A 20,254-nucleotide genomic window follows, 5' to 3' on the forward strand; every position below is an offset into this window, starting at 1 on the left:
TAAAAGTTATTAATCTTTATAATTTTCTCAGTAAAGGACTTTGTCTGTATCTCTCTTCCTGATATTCTTCGTAAAGGCTCTGTAAGGTTTCAGAGATTTTTGCATATCCGATTTCTTTGCCCCAGCCTAATAATCCTTTTGGATAGTTTACTCCCTTCTGCATTGCCAGTTCTATATCTTCGTCATTGGCAACGCCTAATCTTTTGGCTTCAACCGCTTCGTTGATCAGCATGGAAATGATTCTTAAAAAGATCTGCTGATATAAAGAATCATCTTTCTGAGTAAGAGGTTTTTCTGCTCCTTCGCTATAATCGTAGAAACCTTTTCCTGTTTTTCTGCCATGAAGTTTTGCTTCAGACATTCTTTGCTGAAGTAATGATGGTTTATATTTCGGATCGTAGAAATAATCTTTATAGACCGTTGTTGTTACGGCAAAGTTTACATCTACTCCGATAAGATCCATTAATTCAAAAGGTCCCATTTTGAAGTTCCCCAGTGTTTTCATTGCGTCATCCACCTGTTCCGGTGTAGCGATATTTTCTTCAACAATTCTCAGCCCTTCCCCATAGTAAGGTCTGGCAATTCTGTTGACTATGAACCCTGGAATATCTTTCGCAATAACAGGAGTCTTCCCCCATTCTTTCATGAGGTTGTATATTTTTTCTGCTAATGTATTTTCTGTTAATAAGGATGGAATAACTTCCACTAAAGGCATCAACGGAGCCGGATTGAAAAAGTGAATTCCGATGAAACGCTCCGGTTTCTTTAGTTCTGCACCAAGAGAGGTGATAGAAATAGATGAGGTATTGGAACTGAGTATACAGCTTTCTGAAACATAGTTTTCAAGTTCTGTAAACACTTTGGTTTTAATGTCTTTGTTTTCAATAATCGCTTCAATCACCAAATCAGAATCTTTTAAATCCTGCAGTGCCTCACCTTTTACGATATTGTTTCTGATTTCTGCTGCTTTTTCCTGAGAGATTTTACCTTTCTCAGCCAGCTTTTGAAGGGTCTTTTCTAAACCAGAAAGCGCTTTATCAATTTGCGGAGCATTAGCGTCGAATAAAACTACTTTGCAGCCTGCTGTTGCAGCCACCTGAGCAATTCCTACACCCATGGTTCCTGCCCCAATAATTCCAATATTCATTTTTATTTGTACAATGTATTAATGTAAAATGTATTCATGTAAATCGTTTTAAAAATCATTAATACACTTTACATGAATACATTAATACGAAATTTATCTTCCTTTATAATTAGGTTTTCTTTTCTGTAAAAAGGCATTTACTCCTTCAATGAAGTCTTCTGTGCCTGCAGCTTCCTGCTGAAGATCTCCTTCCAGCTCAAGCTGTTCTTTCAAAGTATTGGTATAAGAATTGGCAAAAGCTTTTTTGGTAAGCTTAAGAGCAGCTGTAGGCATATTCGCCATTCTTTCAAGGATTTCCATAGATTTTGGAACGAATTCTTCTTCAGTGAAAACTTCAGCGACAAGACCATGAGTTTTAGATTCTTCTGCAGATAATTTTTTACCTGTAAATGCTAAATAATTGGCTAATTGTCTACCTAAAAGTTTCGGTAAGAAGTACGTTCCTCCTGTATCAGGAATTAAACCGATATTTGAAAATGCCTGAGCAAAATATGCTTTCTCATTCGCTAAAACGAAGTCAGAGATTAAAGCCAACATTGCTCCAGCTCCCACTGCAGGACCGTTTACTAAAGCGATAACCGGTTTTTTGCAACGGGTAACTTCTAACACTAAAGGGTTATAATAGTCTACCACAATTTTTCTAATGATGTCATGATCATGGTGTTCTTTACCTACCACAAAGGCTTCATCCAGATTCTGACCTGAGCAAAACGCTCTTCCCCTTCCGGAAATAGCAACACATCTTACCGTTTCGTCTTCACTGCATTCTTTAACAAAATCTCTAAGATCTGATAAAGCCGGCTTGGTAAGGGCGTTCATTGTTTCCGGTTGATTAAGATATGCGATTTTAAGCTTCCCGTCAAAATGCGTTTCAATATCAAGTTGTGTATACATAGTTTTTATTAATTTATTATTTAACGACGCACTAATTTAACAATATAAATTAATGTAACAGTCTAATAATTTGACAATCTAACAAATCCTTCGTTATGCTTTGCATAGGCGTAAATTTTATGCAGATTGGTTGATTACTCATCAATGACATTTAAAATAATCAAATGGCTCCAGACAGTCTAAGCATTGATAAGATGCCTTACACAAGGTAGATCCAAATCTGCTGATCTGTTTGGTATGCTCAGAACCACAGCGCGGACATTTTTTCGGTTTTCCGATGTGATGTTCGTCTGCTCCTTTTTCGGGAGGTGTGATTCCGTAGACACGGAGTTTTTCCCTCGCTTCATCCGTTAACCAATCTGTTGTCCAGATCGGAAACATCTTGGTCACTACTTTTGCATCCCAACCGTTTTCTTTCATCATTTTGATAATATCCTCCTCAATGGTAAACATAGCAGGACAGGCAGAATAAGTAGGCGTAATGATTACTTCACATGTATTTTCACCTGTGACCTGTGCATCTCTTACAATTCCTAATTCTACAATATCAATAACCGGAATTTCCGGATCGGGAATTGTTTTTAATAAATCTAAAAGCTGATTCATATTTTATTTTTTATCAGAATCAAGAATTACTTTCATTCTGTTCTGATAATCCAAATTATCTGTTATTCCGTTGTGAGACTGATTCTTTAATATAATCAAGCTGTCATCTTTTTTGAAATTATCTTTAAGTTTTAAAGATGCTTTATAATTAATAACCTCATCTTTATCACCATGAAAAATAACTACCGGCGACTTAACGTTTTTTAAATATTCACCAGTTTCAAAATTATATTTCAGTAGAAATTTCGGAAGAAATGAGAATTTCTGACTCATTTCATCTTCTATACTATAATAAGGTGCCTGTAAAATCAATAATCTTGCGTTATGCTTTGATGCTAATTTTGCAGCCAGCCCTGTTCCTACAGAATATCCTAAAATAATAATTTTGTTCTCCGGATATTTTTTCAAAAGCTCTTTGTAAGCACTTTCAACATCCGAGAAAAGCTGATCTTTACTATTAATTTTATCTTCACTTTTTCCGTAGCCCCGATAATCAAGCATAAACGTATCATAATTCATACTGCGATATAACTGAGCTACTTCTCCCCAGCCATTTATTGATCCTCCATTTCCATGAAGATAAAAGATGACTCCTTTTGGGTTTTGAGCTTTAAACAGAACAGAGTTCAAATGCTTATTATCCTGTGTTTTGATTGTTATTTCTTCAAAATCACCCTCAAATTTAAATTTATAGTTTTCCGGTAATTTTTCAGGATAAAAAATAATTTTCTCCTGATAGAAATAGATTCCAACACATACTATCACATATGCTGCAAGAAAAAAAGCCAATATCCCCAGAAGCATCTTCTTCATGACTTATTACCAGGTACATCCAGGATACGCTCTCTGCATATACTGAAGCTCACAAAGAATAAATCCGAAATATTCTGTATGATATCCTGTTCTTGATTTAGGCTGCATGAAGGGGTTTTCAGGATATTCTAAACCGAAATCAGCAAAATCTTTCTTCGTAATGACAAGAAATTCTTCGTAAAGAGCATCTGCATTCGGAACGATGTTTAAAGCAATAAGATCATCTTCACCTTCTGTTTTGGCAAAAAGACCTTTTGTATATTCCCAGATATCTTCAATTGCTTTTACGACACGGAATTTACTTTCTTCTGTTCCCTGTGCGAAGATTTTCATCCAGGATGCAGCATGAGTATAATGATATCTTACTTCTTTTAATGATTTTTGTGCTATAGCCGAAAGTTCTTCATCTGCAGAGTTTGACAATGCCTCGTACATCAGTTTCTGATACACTGAAAAAACGTACACTTTCAGAATGGTCTGAGCATAATCTTCGTTTGGAAGTTCCGTCCAGTGTGCATTTACATATTCGTGTTCGTATCTTAAAAAGGCTAAATCGTCTTCACTTTTACCGTTATCTATTACTCTTGAAGCATAAACATAAAAGTTATTAGCCTGTCCTAGTTCATCCAGCGCAATGTTTGTCAATGCAATATCTTCCTCCAAATAAGGACCTTCACCACACCATGCAGACAAACGCTGTCCCATAATGAAACTGTCGTCTGCGAGTTTTAATAAATAATTATATAATGGGTTCATTGTTTAATCAATTTAAAGACGGATAGATGATAGATGGATAGAAAATAGACGAGTAAACCTTAAGGTCTTTTATCTATCTGTCTATTATCTCGAAAGTCTTATTACATATTTTTTACATCGTTTGGAATATCATAGAACGTCGGGTGACGGTATAGCTTGTCATCAGCCGGATCGAAGAATGCTTCTTTATCCACACCTTCCGAAGTCACAATATATTTACTTGGAACTACCCAAACAGAAGTTCCTTCTTTTCTTCTTGTATAAACGTCTCTTGCATTCTGCAAAGCCATTTCTGCTGTTGGTGCCTGTACAATTCCAACGTGTTTGTGAGATAATCCCGGTTTAGTTTGAATAAACACTTCCCACATATCTAAATTTGCCATAGTCAAATTAATTTAACAATGTATCAATGTACCAATTTAACAATGAGATGCTTCGACAAGCTCAGCATGACAATGATTGTTACATTTCTACATTGGTATATTGTTACATTATTATATTACTTCTTTTTGTTGTTTTTCTGCAAAAGCTGCTGCTGCTTCCTTTACCCAAGAGTTTTCTCTTTGAGCTTTTCTCTTGGTTTCGATACGCTTTTTATTGCAAGGTCCGTTTCCTTTTAAGATTTCCATAAATTCATCCCAAGGAAGTTCTCCGAAATCATAATGTTGTCTTTCTTCATTCCATTTCAGGTCTTTATCCGGAACAGTCAATCCTAAGAATTCAGCCTGAGAAACAGTAACGTCGATAAATCTCTGACGAAGGTTATCATTACTTTCTCTTTTTACTCTGTAATTCATAGAGATCTTAGAGTTTGGCGAGCTGTCATCATTAGGTCCGAACATCATTAGAGCCGGCCACCAGAAACGGTTTAATGAAGCCTGAGCCATTTCTTTCTGCTGTTTGGTACCACGGCAAAGTGCCATTAGAATCTCATATCCCTGTCTTTGGTGGAAAGATTCTTCTTTACAGATTTTCACCATCGCTCTGGAATAAGGACCGTAAGAATTCCCCATCAGCATTACCTGATTCATAATGGCTGCACCATCTACCAGCCAGCCGATTGCACCGATATCCGCCCAGCTTAGCGTTGGATAATTAAAGATACTTGAGTACTTTGCTTTTCCTTCCAGCATATCATCATAAGTAGCGTCTCTATCAGCTCTGATAGTTCCGTTTCCTAACGTTTCTGTTGCAGAATAAAGGTATAAACCGTGGCCTGCCTCATCCTGAACTTTTGCTAAAAGAGCCATTTTTCTTCTCAATGAAGGAGCTCTGGAGATCCAGTTGGCTTCCGGCAGCATTCCTACAATTTCAGAATGGGCGTGCTGTGAAATCTGACGAACCAATAATTTTCTGTAATCATCGGGCATTACATCTTTTGGTTCTACTTTATTTTCGTCATGTACATATTGTACAAATTTTTCTAAGTCCATTTTTTTGTTTTTTGTACTAAAGTAAAATGTTGGTTGTACAATGTATTTTCGATATACGTTTTACATTATACGTTTTACATTTTACAAAAAATTAAACATCATAATTAAGCATCACCACATTCGTTGTCGGGTGACATTGACAGGTAAGAACGAAGCCTCTGGCTACTTCTTCTTCGGTAAGCGCGTAGTTTTTCTCCATGAAAACTTCTCCTTCCAAAACTTCCGCTTTACACGTACAGCACACTCCTCCTTTACATGCAAAAGGTACAGGAAGATTGTCTTTCAATGCTTTATCTAAGATACTCTCTTTTTTAGAATTAAGGTGGAACGAATATTCATCATCATCAATAATTACCGTTACCATACTTTCAATATTGGCAATTGCCTTGAATTCATCACTCATTTCCTCCGTATTTTCTTCATCAGGAGCAGTGAAATATTCAAATAATACCTGGATAGCAGGTACTTTTTTATCTTTTTTCAGGTAGTCTGCAATCCCTTTAATCATTTCTGCAGGTCCGCAAATGAAATAGGTAGCTTCTCTTACATCAATATCTGTATATCTTTCAAATAACTGTTCCAATTTCTCGGAAGAAATTCTTCCTTCAAAAACAGGATCTTCATGTTTTTCACGGCTTACCAGGTAAATCACCTTCAGTCTGCCATTGAAATGTTCTACCAATCTGTCAATTTCCGCTTTCCTTAAAATATGATTCATACTTCTGTTGCTGTAAAACAGGTAAGCAGTACTGTTGGGTTCCTGATAAAGGCTTTCTTTAATATTGGATAAAACAGGAGTAATTCCGCTTCCTGCAGCCAAACCAACGTAAGTTTTTACGTTTGTAGGATGATAAGAGGTATTAAAACCACCCATCGGAGGCATTACTTCCAGGATTTCATCCATGTGAAGATGCTCATTGAAATAGCCTGATACTTTTCCGCCTTCAAGCAGCTTTACCAATACTTCCAGCGTATTGCTTTTCTCGCTCGGAGCATTACAGATAGAGTAAGAACGTCTTTCTTCATTTCCGTTGATCATCATTCGGAAATTCAGATACTGCCCTTGTTTGAACCTGAATTTATCTTTCAGTTCTTCAGGGATTTCTACCGCCACACTGACTGCTTCGGAAGTATCTTTCTGAACTTTAACTGTTTTAAGTTTATAAAATGAATTCATTATTTTTTAAGTATTCTATTAATTTTTCCACCTTCGCACTTTGGCAGGCTGTCCTGGGCATGAACTTTCACTTTCGTTGTGATTCCTACCCGTTTTTTTATTTCGTTTTCTATGTTTTTTCCAAAGTTCCCGACAAAATTAAAATAATCATCGGTATTTGCTTCTATTTTCTGCGTCTTTACCAGCTCATCGTCTATTTCAACATCAATATCCAAAGCGATACACATATGTTCCTTTTCGATAGGCGTTAGATAATAATTAGGCACTACTCCTTCCACATAAGAGAAAGCCTCTTCAATCTGGCTTGGATAGACATTTACACCTCTTACAATCAGCATATCATCTGCTCTTCCGACAATGGGTTTCATTTTCACCATCGTTCTTTTAGCATTTTCATCATAATAAAGGCTTGTGATATCATTGGTCCAGTAACGAAGAAGCGGCATTGCTTTTTTCGTTAACGTTGTAATCACCAACACCCCTTCTTCTCCAAAAGGAACCGGCTGTTTGGTAACCGGATCTAAAATTTCAGGGTAAAAATGATCTTCCCAGATATAAGAACCTCCTTTTTCCTCGAAATCCTCCATTGAAACTCCCGGGCCGATAATTTCGCTCAACCCATAGATATTGGTTGCATGAACCCCTAATTTTTCTTCAATATGACCTCTGATAATTTCCGTCCATGGTTCTGAGCCTAACACAGCATATTGAAGACTGATTTCATCTGCAGAAATTCCTCTTCTGGCAAATTCATCTGCAATAGTCAAAGCATATGATGGAGAGCAGCAAATCACTTCCGGCTTAAAATCTACAATCAGATCTACCTGTCTCGCCGTCATTCCTCCCGAAATAGGAAGAACACTCATCCCCAGTTTCTCTGCTCCGTAATGAAGCCCTAATCCTCCTGTGAAAATTCCATACCCATAAGCGTTGTGCAGCTGCATTCCCGGTTTCGCTCCTGCAGCATGTAAAGATCTGGCCACCACTTCACTGAAAAGGTCCACATCTTCTTTTGTATATCCTACCACCGTTGGCTTTCCTGTTGTTCCGCTTGAGCAATGAATACGCTGAAGCTCATTTTTAGGAACGGTAAATAAACCAAATGGGTAGTTATCTCTTAAATCCTGTTTGTAAGTAATAGGAAGTTTCCTGATATCTTCAATCGACCTTATATCCTGTGGAGATATTTGTAATTCATCAAATTTCTTTTTATAAAATTCCGACTTCTCCCCCAAATAGCTGATCAAACTCATCAACCGGTCGGATTGAAGCTGTCTCAACTGACCCAGCTCCAGATATTCAACTGAAAAATCCATAAAACTAACTAACATTTGTTAGGTGTAAATTTAAAAAGATTTTATAAGCTGGCAAAATTTTTATGACTTTTGTCATATTTTGAATGATTCTAAATAAGAAAAGTAACGCGGGATTTCTTTTCTTGTAAAAAGTATAATGTAAAATGTACTAATGATTTCTACTTGCGAAAGACTATATCTTCTGGTTTCCAAGTAATCCAAAAAGGATTTTCTCCCTGATTTCTTCAGTGATTTCATCAGTAGAATCACTGCTTCTTTTGAACCAGAAATAAGAATTGTTTAAAGTATGAAGAATAAATCTTGTTGTAAATGATGGTGATTTCAGTTCCCAGTTTTCTGCACTGTAGATCTCAGAAATGAGTTTTTCAACTTCCTGCTGATAATTTTTTCTTAACTCTACAAACTCGGGAAGCTTTTCTTCCAGATGTCTCCATTCATTAGAATAAATATGAGTGACATCACGGTTTTTAAGAACAACAGACAGATGCTTATCCAGTAACAGATTTAGTTTTTCTCTTGGAGTAATATCTGTATTTTTTACTTTCTGAAGCTCATCAAAAAACTCCTGAGCAATGCCAAAACAAATCCATTCCAGAATTTCTTCCTTTGAACGGATATGTGCGTACAGCGATGCTGCTTTGATATTGAGTTTCGTAGCCAGGTCTCTTACTGAGCTTCCCATATACCCTTTCTCTTTGAAAAGTTCTACTGCTACGTCTAATATTTTTCTCTGTTTTTCTTTTAGTTCCATCTGGTAAAATGCAAAAGTAATTATTCTGATTTAAACTGCTCCTTTTTTGATCATAAAAAGCACAAGGCTCTTCAACTTCAGTTTCATTGATTGGCTATTTTACCTGATTCTGACTATTTGTTCATGAATTTCAAAGAAATAATTACGAAATCGGAAATTTTGTCAAGTTAATTTTCCGTTAAAAATACAATATCCGGAAAATTTGTCCTATTTTTTTGTAAATTTAATAATTGAACAGTTTTTGCGATATAGTCATCGAATAAATGATTAAATAATTGATGACATTAAGAAACTGAGCCTTAAAATTTAGTTTCTTGATGTTTTTTAAAAACTAAACTTTGAACAAATCATTACCAAAAATATATAAAATATGAACTTGAACCAATATACAGTAAAATCACAGGAAGCCATCCAGGCAGCACAACAGATTGCTATGGAATTGGGCAACCAAAGTATCGAACCTCAACATCTCCTTGAAGGAATCTTCCAGGTAGATGAAAATATATCGCCTTTCTTACTTAAAAAATCTGAAGCAGATGCCAATTTAGTAAGAGAGCGTAACCGTGAAAATTTAGAAAAACTTCCAAAAGTACAGGGAGGAAACATTTACCTTTCACAATCTGCCAACAAAGTATTGCTGGATGCACCCAATATCGCTAAGAAAATGGGTGACGAATATGTAACGATTGAACATTTATGGCTATCTCTTTTGGAGACCAGCTCTGAAGTATCCAAGATGCTGAAAGATATGGGTGTAACCAAAAATCTGCTGGAAGGTGCTATCAAAGAATTAAGAAAAGGAAGTAAAGCAACTTCTGCTAGCTCAGAAGAAACATACCAGTCCTTAAATAAATATGCTAAAAACTTCAACGAGTTAGCGGCAGAAGGCAAACTGGACCCTGTAATCGGGCGTGATGAAGAAATCAGAAGGGTTTTACAGATCCTTTCCAGAAGAACAAAAAACAACCCAATCCTTATCGGGGAGCCGGGTGTAGGTAAAACAGCCATTGCCGAAGGAATTGCCCACAGAATTATCAACGGTGACGTTCCTGAAAATCTGATGGATAAAACATTATTCTCATTGGATATGGGAGCTTTGATCGCCGGAGCCAAATACAAAGGTGAGTTTGAGGAACGTCTGAAATCCGTTGTGAATGAAGTCACCAAAGCTGATGGACAGATTATACTTTTCATCGACGAAATCCACACATTGGTGGGTGCCGGCGGTGGTGAAGGAGCGATGGATGCTGCCAACATTTTAAAACCTGCTTTGGCAAGAGGTGAATTGAGAGCAATTGGAGCAACTACTTTGAATGAGTACCAAAAGTATTTTGAAAAAGATAAAGCGCTGGAAAGACGTTTTCAGAAAGTAATGGTGGAAGAACCGGATACTGAATCTGCTATTTCCATCCTTCGTGGTATTAAAGATAAATATGAAGCTCACCATAAGGTAAGAATCAAAGATGAGGCAATTATTGCTGCTGTGGAAATGTCTCAAAGATATATTTCAGACCGTTTCTTACCGGATAAAGCGATCGACCTTATTGATGAAGCTTCTGCCAAACTGAGAATGGAAATCAATTCCAAGCCGGAAGAGCTGGACGTTCTTGACAGGAAACTGATGCAGCTGGAAATTGAATTGGCAGCCATTTCAAGGGAAGGCAACCAGACCAAAATTGATCATCTGAAAGAGGATATTGCTAAAATTTCCGAACAGAGAAATGAGATCAATGCGAAATGGCTGAAAGAAAAACAGAAAAGTGAAGATCTTACCCAGATCAAAAAAGATATTGAATCTCTGAAACATGAAGCAGAAAGAGCTTCCAGATCTGGAGATTATGCAAAAGTAGCGGAAATCCAATACGGAAAACTTCGTGAAAAGGAGGAAGAATTTACCAAGATGGAGCTTGAAATGCAAAACCATCAGAATGAACTGATCAAAGAAGAAGTTACTGCAGAAAATATCTCTGAAGTGATTGGCAAATGGACAGGTATTCCTGTAACTAAATTATTACAATCCGAAAGAGATAAATTATTAAACCTGGAATCTGAACTCCACCACAGAGTGGTTGGGCAGGATGAAGCGATTCAGGCAGTTGCTGATGCTATCAGAAGGAACAGAGCCGGATTGAGCGATGATAAAAAGCCTATCGGATCTTTCTTATTCCTGGGGACAACCGGAGTTGGTAAGACCGAGCTTGCAAAAGCATTGGCAGAATTCTTATTCGATGATGAAAACAATATGACGAGAATTGATATGAGTGAATATCAGGAACGTCACAGTGTTTCAAGATTGGTAGGAGCACCTCCGGGATATGTAGGATATGACGAAGGCGGACAATTGACTGAAGCGGTAAGAAGAAGACCCTATTCTGTAGTGCTTTTGGACGAGATCGAAAAAGCCCATCCGGATGTTTTCAATACCCTGCTTCAGGTTTTGGACGACGGACGTCTGACAGACAATAAGGGACGTGTGGTAAATTTCAAAAATTCAATCATCATTATGACCTCGAATTTAGGCTCACACCTTATTCAGGAGAATTTTGAGAATCTTACAGAGGAAAATCAGGATGAAATTGTGGACAAAACAAAAGATGAAGTTTTTAATCTTTTAAAACAAACCCTGCGTCCGGAATTCCTGAACAGAATTGATGAAATTGTACTGTTCCAGCCTTTAAGAAAAAAAGAAATCGGAAAAATCGTTCAGTATCAGTTGAGAGGATTTAATGAAATGTTATCGAAACGAAACATCATTATGACTTTCACTCAGGATGCTGTAGATTATCTGATGAATAAAGGTTATGATCCTGCTTTCGGGGCAAGACCATTGAAAAGAGTGATTCAGCAGGAGGTTCTGAACAAATTGTCTAAAGAGATTCTTGCCGGTAAAGTAAATGACGGAGACAGAATCACACTGGATTATTTTGTAGAAACCGGTTTGGTTTTCAGACCTACTGAACAATAAAATAGTTTTTTTCATATACATTATTTTTGTGGATAAGTGCTGTAGAGAAATCTGCAGCACTTATTTTTTTTCTCTACTTTTAAAAACTATTTTTTTTGCTGATGTATATAAAATTAATCACCTTATCATTTTTCTTGATCTCACTTCTGGTCAACGCTCAGAATAAACTGACATCTCCATTTTCACTCACCGATTACCAGAATATGCGTACAGAATATCTTGATGCAATAAAACATAACCCTGATATTGTTCATGAAGGCAGATTCTATTATTCAAAAAGAAAACTGGATAGTGTAAATATCATAAAGCACGAGATCATAAGACAGGAATGGATCAGAAAAGGAGTTGATCCATCTGCAATTACCAAAGAAGTGCTTCAGAATGCAGAAAGTAACAGACAATATTATCTGCAATATGCCTACTTCACCAAGAACAGGAAAGGATATGATTTTTACTATTCTGATGATTCAAAACTGATTCTTTTCAATAATAAAGATTTAACAATAGAATATTCATTTGCAAAAGATACAGACAGTGAATATCTTCATAATAAAAAAATTGCTACAGCTAATCAATACTTCAACAGCAATGGACAACTGAAAAGAACCGATTCCTTCATTCTTCCGTCACAGGAAGGAGCTGAAAAAGAGATAACGGGACTTTCAAAAGAATATAATGTTATTGGAAAACTTTTGTTTGAAGCTGACTGGGAAAAAGACTTCAAACACAGCAAAGCCAAGGTGATTGCAGCCAGTGACCAATTAATACAACAATATATACTTAATAATATCAAAAGGAATAATGACGGGATAAGCGATATTCAGGCCAAAGAAATGACAGCAAATTATTTAAAATATGCCCAGAAAACCATTCAAAAATTTAAAAATGATGACAAGGTTTCTATATGGTTTGTAACCTATTGGACGGTAACCTCCCGAATAGAACTGAAAATCAATGACAAAACACTACAATTAATTGACATCCGCGACTTTAAAATGCAGGAATAGTCCACACCTTTGAAATAAAAAGTCTTTGGGATTCTTCTTAATAATTTTTTTCTGCCTAATAATTCAACATCTTTTTTTATCCTTGTTAAGTGAAATAATACTATATTTAGCTTACAAATCAATAACTAATACCAAAATCAGTATGAAAAAGCTAAAAAGAAACGAATTAAAGAAAATTGAAGGCGGAGTACTTCCATCAATGATATCATGTGATGAGTACTGGAACTGCCCTATCGGCCTATGTTGCACAGCAGGGTTAATCTGCAGGGATCCAAAACATTACGGATGTATTTAATATAAACGGAGATCTTCTCCGTTTTTTTATGGGATCAATCTGGCCTTTCTTTCTCCCAAAACTATTATACTTCACATACAATCCGTAAAAACACGGTAAAAATAACAGTATAATTCCCTATTCGCGAATACATTTTCTAGCATATTTTTTCCGAGATTTGCATATTAATTGAATTTCATCCGTAAAATACTGCTAAGCTATGAATACAGAATCAAATAATCCGCTACAACCTGGAACAATGTCAAATAGTCTTATCCAGGCTCTGATTGACAATTACCGTCAAAATCATCTCAATGCGATTAATACCGCATTAGGAATAGATGACGCTCATTCCATTTGGTTTGACCTTCCGAAATTAAAAAGTTTTATTGCCAATATTGAAGCTGAAGCCGCCAAAGCAAACCCAGCTACATCTACGGAAGATTTAGGGATCAGATTTTATTATGCTACTTATCCGAAACAGGAAAACTGGTCTATTATGGAATCACACCCTGTTCCGATAGAATACGCAGGAAGGCACACTCTAGTAATGGTCCCAACATTAAAAAAAGCCGATGAAACAGGAGAACTTATTGATTATGATTTCAATCCTTTTCAAAGTGCAGAAGGAAAATCTTTTGCATTAGCCAACAAATCCAACAAAGTCACGGGAGAAGATGATGATACCAGTCTTGGAGAAAATAACGGAATACTTGTCCCGCCAAAAGCTCCTATCGGTCAGTCTTATTAATTGTAAATATATCATATTTAGAACTGTATGACAGAATTCCAGGAATTTGCACAAAAAAGTCTGCTTTGGGCTGAAGGACTTGCTGCAGTCATAGCAATTTTCCATTATAACCGTTTAAAAGAACAACATTGGAAACTTTTTGTGTTTTATCTGGTATTTATTTTTCTTGGGGAAGCTTATGGCAAGTGGGGAAGTTTTGTTCATTTTACCAAAGCTCAGTACTATAACTATCTTTTAATGCCAATCCAGTTTATATTTTTTTACTGGCTATATGCTGCGAAATCTTTAGGAAAGCCCAAGCTATTTTGGATAATATCCATTTTATATCTGCTTTCATTTATTCCCAATGAATTATATTTTTCCAAAAGTAAAATTGTATTTGCTTTCAACTATACTTTTGGCTGTCTTATTTTGATGCTTTTGGTAATCATGGAGTATTACAAACAAATTACTTCACAAGAGATTCTCAATTTCAATAAAAACAAAATGTTTTATATTAATCTTGGAATTACGCTATCATATATAGGAACATTACCCTTCATGGCATTTTTATCACTTCTGGTAAAATACAAGGAAATTTGGGATATCTATTTCAGTTATTTCCTGATCTCAGTTTCAGTGATGTATATCTTATTTGCAAGTTCATTTATATGGGGAAAACAGAACTCTTAATAGTTATCATTCTATTCAACATACTCTTTGTGATGTTTGTAACAGCTGTATTAATCTATATCCGAAGTTACAGACAGCGAAAAAGAGAATATCTGAATGAAATCGAGATGAAAAATGAACTTCATCAGAGAGAGCTTTTGTCTACCCAACTGGAGATCCAACAAGCCACCATGCAGCAGATCGGTCGGGAACTGCATGACAACATCGGTCAAAAACTGACACTGGTAAGTCTCTATGTACAGCAGATGCTTTATGAAAATAAGGTTCCTGAAGCAAACGAAAGAATTGATCAGGTATCTCAGATCATCAACCAGTCATTGCAAGATCTTAGAAGTTTGTCAAAAACACTGACTGATGACAACATCAACCAGAAGGAAATTGTAACTTTGATACAGGAGGAGGTAGACAATACCAATTCTTTCAAAAAGTGTCATGTAAGCTTTGAACATAATTTTAAGCAACTCGACTTAGGCTTTGTTCATAAAAATGTATTGCTCAGAATCACCCAGGAGTTTATTCAGAATAGTATAAAACATTCCGGTTGTAAAAATATTTTTATCACCCTCAATACCTCTGAAGATATCCTTTGGGAACTTAATATTCGTGATGACGGAACCGGATTTGATACTTCGCAGATTAAGTCCAACGGAATAGGTCTTACCAATATGAAAAACAGAGCAGAAATCATAGGAGCCAGTTTTCACATGGAAAGCCATGAAAATACGGGAACCCAACTCAATATTATCTTAAAAAAACAGTCATGAAGAAATCTATTGTAATTGTTGACGATCATATACTTATAGCTAAGGCTCTGGAAGGGATTATTGGAAATTTCAATGAATTTGAAGTAATCTATGTATGCGAAAACGGAAAAGACCTCATCCAAAAACTTGAAGAAGGCAATTCAATTCCTGATATTATTCTTTTAGACATCAGTATGCCGATTATGGATGGTTTTGAAACCGCTGCCTGGCTTACAAAAAATCACCCCGGTATTAAAATCATGGCGCTTAGTATGCAGGGAGATGACAACAGCGTGATTAAAATGATCAAAAGCGGTGCAAAAGGCTATCTACTAAAAAACACACACCCAAGAGATCTGGAAACAGCTCTTACCCGATTGAACAGTGATGGCTTCTTTTATCCGGACTGGGCATCAAAAATTATTTTCTCTAATCTTAATAAAGAATCAGAAACTGAAATTGCCGTAAGAATTTCTGACAGAGAAAAAGAATTTCTAAAGTACACCGTAACAGAACTCAGCTATAAGGAAATTGCAGACAGAATGTGCTGCAGCCCAAGAACAGTAGAAAGCTACCGCGATCAGCTTTGTGAAAAGCTGGATTTGAAAACCCGTGTTGGGCTCGCTGTTTTCGCTATTAAAAATGGCTTTGCAAACTAAACTTTAATCACGAGAAAATTCTTAAAAAAATAAATTTAAGCGAAATTTATTCTTAAAAAAAACACAAAACCATAAAATGCGCTAACAAACCACATGAAATTGATTAAAATTTAAAACATTCAATATAATTATAAATTAAAATTAATAAAACACAGTAATACATATTGATTTAATAAATAAATTTAAAAAACATTTGCATATCAATTTTAAATAATATATTTTCACATCCTCAACCTAAATGATTTTTGATATGAAAAAACTATTATTTGGAGCTCTTATGCTCAGTGTAATGTCTGCATGTAACAATGACAACATCACCAATCAAAATGAAAACACAACTGACGAAGCAGTAACTACAGCAGGCTTTGCTCAAAGAGGCTGTGCTTCTGAGGAAATCAGACAGGAAGCCTTGAAAAAAAGTCCTGAACTTCAGCAAAGATTTGCAGCATTAGAAACCAATACAGAAAAATTCGCCAATGATATAAAGTTTGGAAAAGTTCTAGCTGATGGTACTGTAGAAATTCCAGTTGTAATGAATGTCATCTACAAAACTACAGCTGAAAACGTTTCTGACGCAAGAATTGCTGAGCAAATTGCGGTATTAAATGCTGATTATTCCGGCACCAACAGTGATGCCAGCAAAATTCCAACCGAATTCCAAACTGTAAGTTCTGGTGACACGAAAGTAAAATTCAGACTGGTGAATACTGTTAGAAAATCTACTTCAAAAACCAGCTGGGCTACCAATGATGATATGAAAAAAGCCTCTAAAGGAGGAATTGACGCAACTAATCCTACTAATTATTTAAATTTATGGGTGGTAGGCAAAATGACCAGTCAGGGACGTACAATTCTCGGATATGCAACTTTCCCTGAATCTGCAGGTCTCTGGAATGACGGTGTTGTAATTGCTGCTCCATATTTTGGAAAAACCGGTGCATCTTCGCCTTTCAACCTGGGAAGAACAGCAACCCATGAAGTAGGACATTATTTAAACTTAAGACACATCTGGGGAGATGCTAATTGCGGAAATGACCTGGTAAGTGATACTCCTACACAAACTACAGCAAATTACGGAAAGCCTTCTTATCCTCTATACAATACTTGCAGCGGTGTACAAAGATCTGTAATGTTTATGAACTATATGGATTATGTAGATGACGCAGCTATGTTTATGTTCTCATCAGGGCAAAAAACAAGAATGCAGTCTGTAGTGGCCTCTTCAGGAGCAAGATCCGGGTTGAGAGTATATTAATTAAAACATCTTTTTTACTTATATTTTAAAATCTATCCCACAAAACGGGATAGATTTTTTTGTACCCATCTTCTAGATTAAAATTCAGAAATACGATTCTATGTAGTAGCTCAGGCAATTTATTCACATAAAAAGCCTGAAATAAGCTTAAGTTATTTCTTTAAAAACAAATAATTCAGTAAAAAAAACAAAATAATGGAAGAAACATATGGCTTTAATTATGTTTTTTAAGATATTTCCATGGACAAATTTTTAAAGAATAATATCCTACAAATTATGTAGAATATAAAATTATTTACACTTAAAAAACACACTTAAGCGTGAAATATAAAACAAATTAATTAAATTAATTAAAATTCAATAAAAGTTAAATTAAGTTACAATAAACGCAACTAAAATAACCATTGAATAAACATTTATCAAATATTTTACAAAATAATTTGCATATCAATTTCAAATAATATAATTTCACAACCTCAACCAAATTATATTATAACGATATGAAAAAATTCTTATTCGGAGCTCTGGTTCTGGGCTTTATGTCGGCATGTAACACTGACAACTTAAGTAATCAAAATGAAGCGCCCCTGGATCAGGAAACCTCCGCTCCAAGTGCTCTTAAAAGAAGCTGTCCTTCAGAAGGAATAAGACAGGCAATGCTTCTGAAAAATCCTGCGCTAAAGCAAAAAATGGCAGACATTGAGTTCAGTACTGAAAAATTTACTGAAAACCTTAAATTGGGAAAAGTTCTTGCAGATGGAACTGTTGAGATTCCGGTGGTTTTTAATGTAATTTACAACACTTCCGCTCAAAATGTTTCCGATGCAAGAATCGCTGAACAAATTGCTGTACTGAATGCTGATTATGGTGCTACCAATTCTGACATCAATAAAATTCCTTCGGCATTTCAGCCTTCAGCGGCAGGAGATGTAAAAATCCGATTCAAATTAGTTGCTACCAATCGTAAACAAAGTACAAAAACAGGCTGGAGATCTGATCTTGAACAAATGAAAAAGGCAAGCACAGGTGGTATTGATGCTACTGATGTGACTAAAAACATGAATATATGGGTTGTGAATTCAATACTTGACGAAAATAACCAACCAGGAACTTTAGGATATGCTTATTACCCGGAAAATGCAGGACAATGGTATGACGGTCTTGTAATAGGTTATCAGTATATAGGAAAAACCGGTGCTTCCGCTCCGTTCAACTTAGGAAGAACAGTAACTCATGAAGTAGGACACTACCTAAATCTACCACACCTTTGGGGATCATCCGATACAGGCTGCCAAACAGATTACTCTAATGACACTCCTACATCTCCTGGCCCTAACTACGGAAACCCTACTTATCCTTTAAACAGAATTTGTGGAGGAGTAAGCCGCTCTCAGATGTTTATGAACTATATGGATTATGTAGACGACAAATCTATGGTAATGTTCTCTGCTAATCAAAAAACAAGAATGCAGGCTGTAGTAGCAGCATCCGGACCAAGATCTGGTTTAAGATAATCAACTCCATAGTTTAAATATTATAAAAACATTAAAATAGTCTATCTCAATTTTTGAGATAGATTTTTTTAATATTTTTACGTGACTTAAATTTCAGCACCACTACGATGAAAAAACTAGCATTAGCATTAGGAATACTATTGCACTTATCCTGTATTAAGGCACAGGATACTCTCCAATCCCGAAATCTCAGGGAAGATCTTACATTAATTAATTCCGGCTATGCCATTCAGGAGAAGACACCTTTTTTCAAAAAGGAATGGGTGAAAAAATCAGTGGCTCCTGCCCTTCTTTTTACAGCTGCGGCTGCTACATGGGGAGAAAAGGAGAATATCCGCGAGGTAAGAAACCGATATCTTCCTAACTTCAAAGTGAAATTTGATGATTATCTTCAGTACGCTCCGGCTGCAACTGTTTACGGATTAAAACTGGCAGGCGTAAAGGGCCGGAATAATATTGGAAGAGCAACTTTATCTTATGGTACAAGTTTAGTCATCATGGCTATTTTAGTCAATTCTATTAAATATACCGCAAAAGTTGAACGCCCGGACGGATCCAAAAATAATTCTTTTCCATCAGGGCATGCTGCAATGGCTTTTACCAATGCAAGTTTTCTGCACAAAGAATATGGTATGGTAAACCCAGCCTACAGTATTGCAGGGTATGGTTCTGCCGCTATTACAGGACTTGGTCGAAATTTAAATAACAGACATTGGGTTCCGGATATTCTTGCGGGAGCTGGTATCGGAATTATATCAACAGAACTCGGGTATTTTTTTATTGATAAAATTTACAAGAATAAAGGGGATAATATAAGCATCTTATCAAGAATACAGGGAAATGATTATCCTTCTTTTCTTGCTTTGAAAATGGGTACAGCACTCGGGACAACCAACTTCCTGAAGGAATCTGAACTGGATGACAAAAAACAAATCGGGTTTGAAGGCGGATTGGAAGGCGCTTATTTCTTTTCAAAAAAATGGGGTGTAGGTGCAGATGTAACCTTCAGCAGCTTTCCTATTAAATCTCAAAGAATAACCTTTGATGATGGGCAGGATTTTGGAGACCATGAAATCAAAACCCAATCCATGGGCTTTCTGTCTGCGGGTATCGGACCTTATTATTCCCATGAGTTTTCGGATAAATGGCAGCTTATGCTGAAAGCAACCGGAGGATATGCTGCAACTGCCAGTGGACAAGTATTTGTAAAAGGAGATAATATAGATGCTCCTAATCATGAACTTCAGATAGCCAGATACAAACCTAAACCTGCTTTCCGCTGGAATACGGGAGCCTCTATGACCTATAAATTCAATCCTGGACTCGGTCTTACTTTTTATACGGATTATAATATGATCAATTCCACCATCCGTTATCATTTCAGCGATGAAATTAAGGAAGGTGATGAGTTGGATCAGGAACTTAACAACCTGATTGCTAAAGAAAAAATCAGTTATATTACATTAGGATTAAGATTAACTGCTTACTTTTAGAATACAAAAGCCTCCAGAATCTGAAGGC

19 protein-coding genes are annotated in these 20,254 nt (G+C 36.1%); 9 read left to right on the forward strand and 10 right to left on the reverse strand.

The features are described 5' to 3' along the window. Nucleotides 1–16: 16 nt before the first annotated feature. The 10 genes from ACTJIP_RS22180 to ACTJIP_RS22225 all read right to left on the reverse strand — a co-directional run bounded on the left by ACTJIP_RS22180 (nt 17) and on the right by ACTJIP_RS22225 (nt 8,893). Nucleotides 17–1,147 (reverse strand): 3-hydroxyacyl-CoA dehydrogenase NAD-binding domain-containing protein, encoded by a 1,131-nt coding sequence (locus tag ACTJIP_RS22180; protein WP_428168059.1) that lies wholly within the window; start codon nt 1,145–1,147, stop codon nt 17–19. A 93-nt stretch (nt 1,148–1,240) separates the two neighbouring features. Further along, the gene (locus ACTJIP_RS22185) at nt 1,241–2,041 is read right to left on the reverse strand and encodes an enoyl-CoA hydratase/isomerase family protein (protein WP_047382975.1); all 801 of its coding nucleotides are present in this window, start codon (nt 2,039–2,041) and stop codon (nt 1,241–1,243) included. 141 nt (nt 2,042–2,182) lie between these two features. Further along, nucleotides 2,183–2,647, reverse strand: coding sequence for a 1,2-phenylacetyl-CoA epoxidase subunit PaaD (gene paaD / locus ACTJIP_RS22190; protein ID WP_047373936.1), 465 nt, complete (start codon nt 2,645–2,647; stop codon nt 2,183–2,185). 3 nt (nt 2,648–2,650) lie between these two features. Beyond that, entirely contained in the window at nt 2,651–3,460 is an 810-nt protein-coding gene (locus tag ACTJIP_RS22195) for an alpha/beta hydrolase (protein WP_440705108.1), read from the reverse strand. Between the two features lie 6 nt (nt 3,461–3,466). Continuing rightward, entirely contained in the window at nt 3,467–4,216 is a 750-nt protein-coding gene (gene paaC / locus ACTJIP_RS22200; protein WP_077413750.1) for a 1,2-phenylacetyl-CoA epoxidase subunit PaaC, read from the reverse strand. A 101-nt stretch (nt 4,217–4,317) separates the two neighbouring features. Continuing rightward, nucleotides 4,318–4,599: a 1,2-phenylacetyl-CoA epoxidase subunit PaaB gene (gene paaB / locus ACTJIP_RS22205; RefSeq protein ID WP_039364405.1), complete on the reverse strand. Its 282-nt coding sequence runs from the start codon at nt 4,597–4,599 to the stop codon at nt 4,318–4,320. A 111-nt stretch (nt 4,600–4,710) separates the two neighbouring features. Beyond that, entirely contained in the window at nt 4,711–5,649 is a 939-nt protein-coding gene (gene paaA / locus ACTJIP_RS22210; protein WP_219072150.1) for a 1,2-phenylacetyl-CoA epoxidase subunit PaaA, read from the reverse strand. A gap of 91 nt (nt 5,650–5,740) precedes the next feature. Further along, nucleotides 5,741–6,826, reverse strand: coding sequence for a 2Fe-2S iron-sulfur cluster-binding protein (locus tag ACTJIP_RS22215; protein WP_077413752.1), 1,086 nt, complete (start codon nt 6,824–6,826; stop codon nt 5,741–5,743). Then, nucleotides 6,826–8,142: a phenylacetate--CoA ligase family protein gene (locus ACTJIP_RS22220; protein WP_077413753.1), complete on the reverse strand. Its 1,317-nt coding sequence runs from the start codon at nt 8,140–8,142 to the stop codon at nt 6,826–6,828. The genes ACTJIP_RS22215 and ACTJIP_RS22220 overlap by 1 nt, the downstream gene beginning before the upstream one ends. Nucleotides 8,143–8,314: 172 nt before the next feature. Then, nucleotides 8,315–8,893 carry a TetR/AcrR family transcriptional regulator gene (locus tag ACTJIP_RS22225; RefSeq protein ID WP_180565096.1) on the reverse strand — a complete coding sequence of 193 codons (579 nt, stop codon included), beginning with the start codon at nt 8,891–8,893 and terminating at the stop codon, nt 8,315–8,317. Between the two features lie 370 nt (nt 8,894–9,263). On the opposite strand from ACTJIP_RS22225, the gene clpB reads away from it, so the two are divergent. From clpB to ACTJIP_RS22270, 9 genes are all read left to right on the forward strand, one after another. Next, entirely contained in the window at nt 9,264–11,858 is a 2,595-nt protein-coding gene (gene clpB, locus ACTJIP_RS22230) for an ATP-dependent chaperone ClpB (RefSeq protein WP_219072148.1), read from the forward strand. Nucleotides 11,859–11,959: 101 nt separating this feature from the next. Beyond that, nucleotides 11,960–12,865: a hypothetical protein gene (locus tag ACTJIP_RS22235; protein WP_428168057.1), complete on the forward strand. Its 906-nt coding sequence runs from the start codon at nt 11,960–11,962 to the stop codon at nt 12,863–12,865. Between the two features lie 494 nt (nt 12,866–13,359). Further along, nucleotides 13,360–13,890: a hypothetical protein gene (locus tag ACTJIP_RS22240; RefSeq protein WP_077413757.1), complete on the forward strand. Its 531-nt coding sequence runs from the start codon at nt 13,360–13,362 to the stop codon at nt 13,888–13,890. Between the two features lie 27 nt (nt 13,891–13,917). Continuing rightward, a complete protein-coding gene (locus ACTJIP_RS22245; protein ID WP_077413758.1) occupies nt 13,918–14,562 on the forward strand; it encodes a hypothetical protein in 645 nt (214 codons plus the stop codon). Nucleotides 14,563–14,594: 32 nt separating this feature from the next. Then, the gene (locus tag ACTJIP_RS22250) at nt 14,595–15,326 is read left to right on the forward strand and encodes a sensor histidine kinase (protein ID WP_228408628.1); all 732 of its coding nucleotides are present in this window, start codon (nt 14,595–14,597) and stop codon (nt 15,324–15,326) included. Beyond that, nucleotides 15,323–15,964 (forward strand): response regulator transcription factor, encoded by a 642-nt coding sequence (locus ACTJIP_RS22255; RefSeq protein ID WP_077413760.1) that lies wholly within the window; start codon nt 15,323–15,325, stop codon nt 15,962–15,964. Before ACTJIP_RS22250 ends, ACTJIP_RS22255 begins: the two co-directional genes overlap by 4 nt. A 250-nt stretch (nt 15,965–16,214) precedes the next feature. Further along, nucleotides 16,215–17,219 (forward strand): zinc metalloprotease, encoded by a 1,005-nt coding sequence (locus ACTJIP_RS22260; RefSeq protein WP_077413798.1) that lies wholly within the window; start codon nt 16,215–16,217, stop codon nt 17,217–17,219. A 500-nt stretch (nt 17,220–17,719) separates the two neighbouring features. Continuing rightward, nucleotides 17,720–18,733 (forward strand): zinc metalloprotease, encoded by a 1,014-nt coding sequence (locus ACTJIP_RS22265; RefSeq protein WP_440705109.1) that lies wholly within the window; start codon nt 17,720–17,722, stop codon nt 18,731–18,733. Nucleotides 18,734–18,840: 107 nt separating this feature from the next. Then, nucleotides 18,841–20,226 carry a phosphatase PAP2 family protein gene (locus ACTJIP_RS22270; protein WP_180565093.1) on the forward strand — a complete coding sequence of 462 codons (1,386 nt, stop codon included), beginning with the start codon at nt 18,841–18,843 and terminating at the stop codon, nt 20,224–20,226. The last annotated feature ends 28 nt before the right edge of the window (nt 20,227–20,254 follow it).

It is taken from the genome of Chryseobacterium sp. 22543, assembly GCF_052044565.1.
Lineage (GTDB): Bacteria > Bacteroidota > Bacteroidia > Flavobacteriales > Weeksellaceae > Chryseobacterium.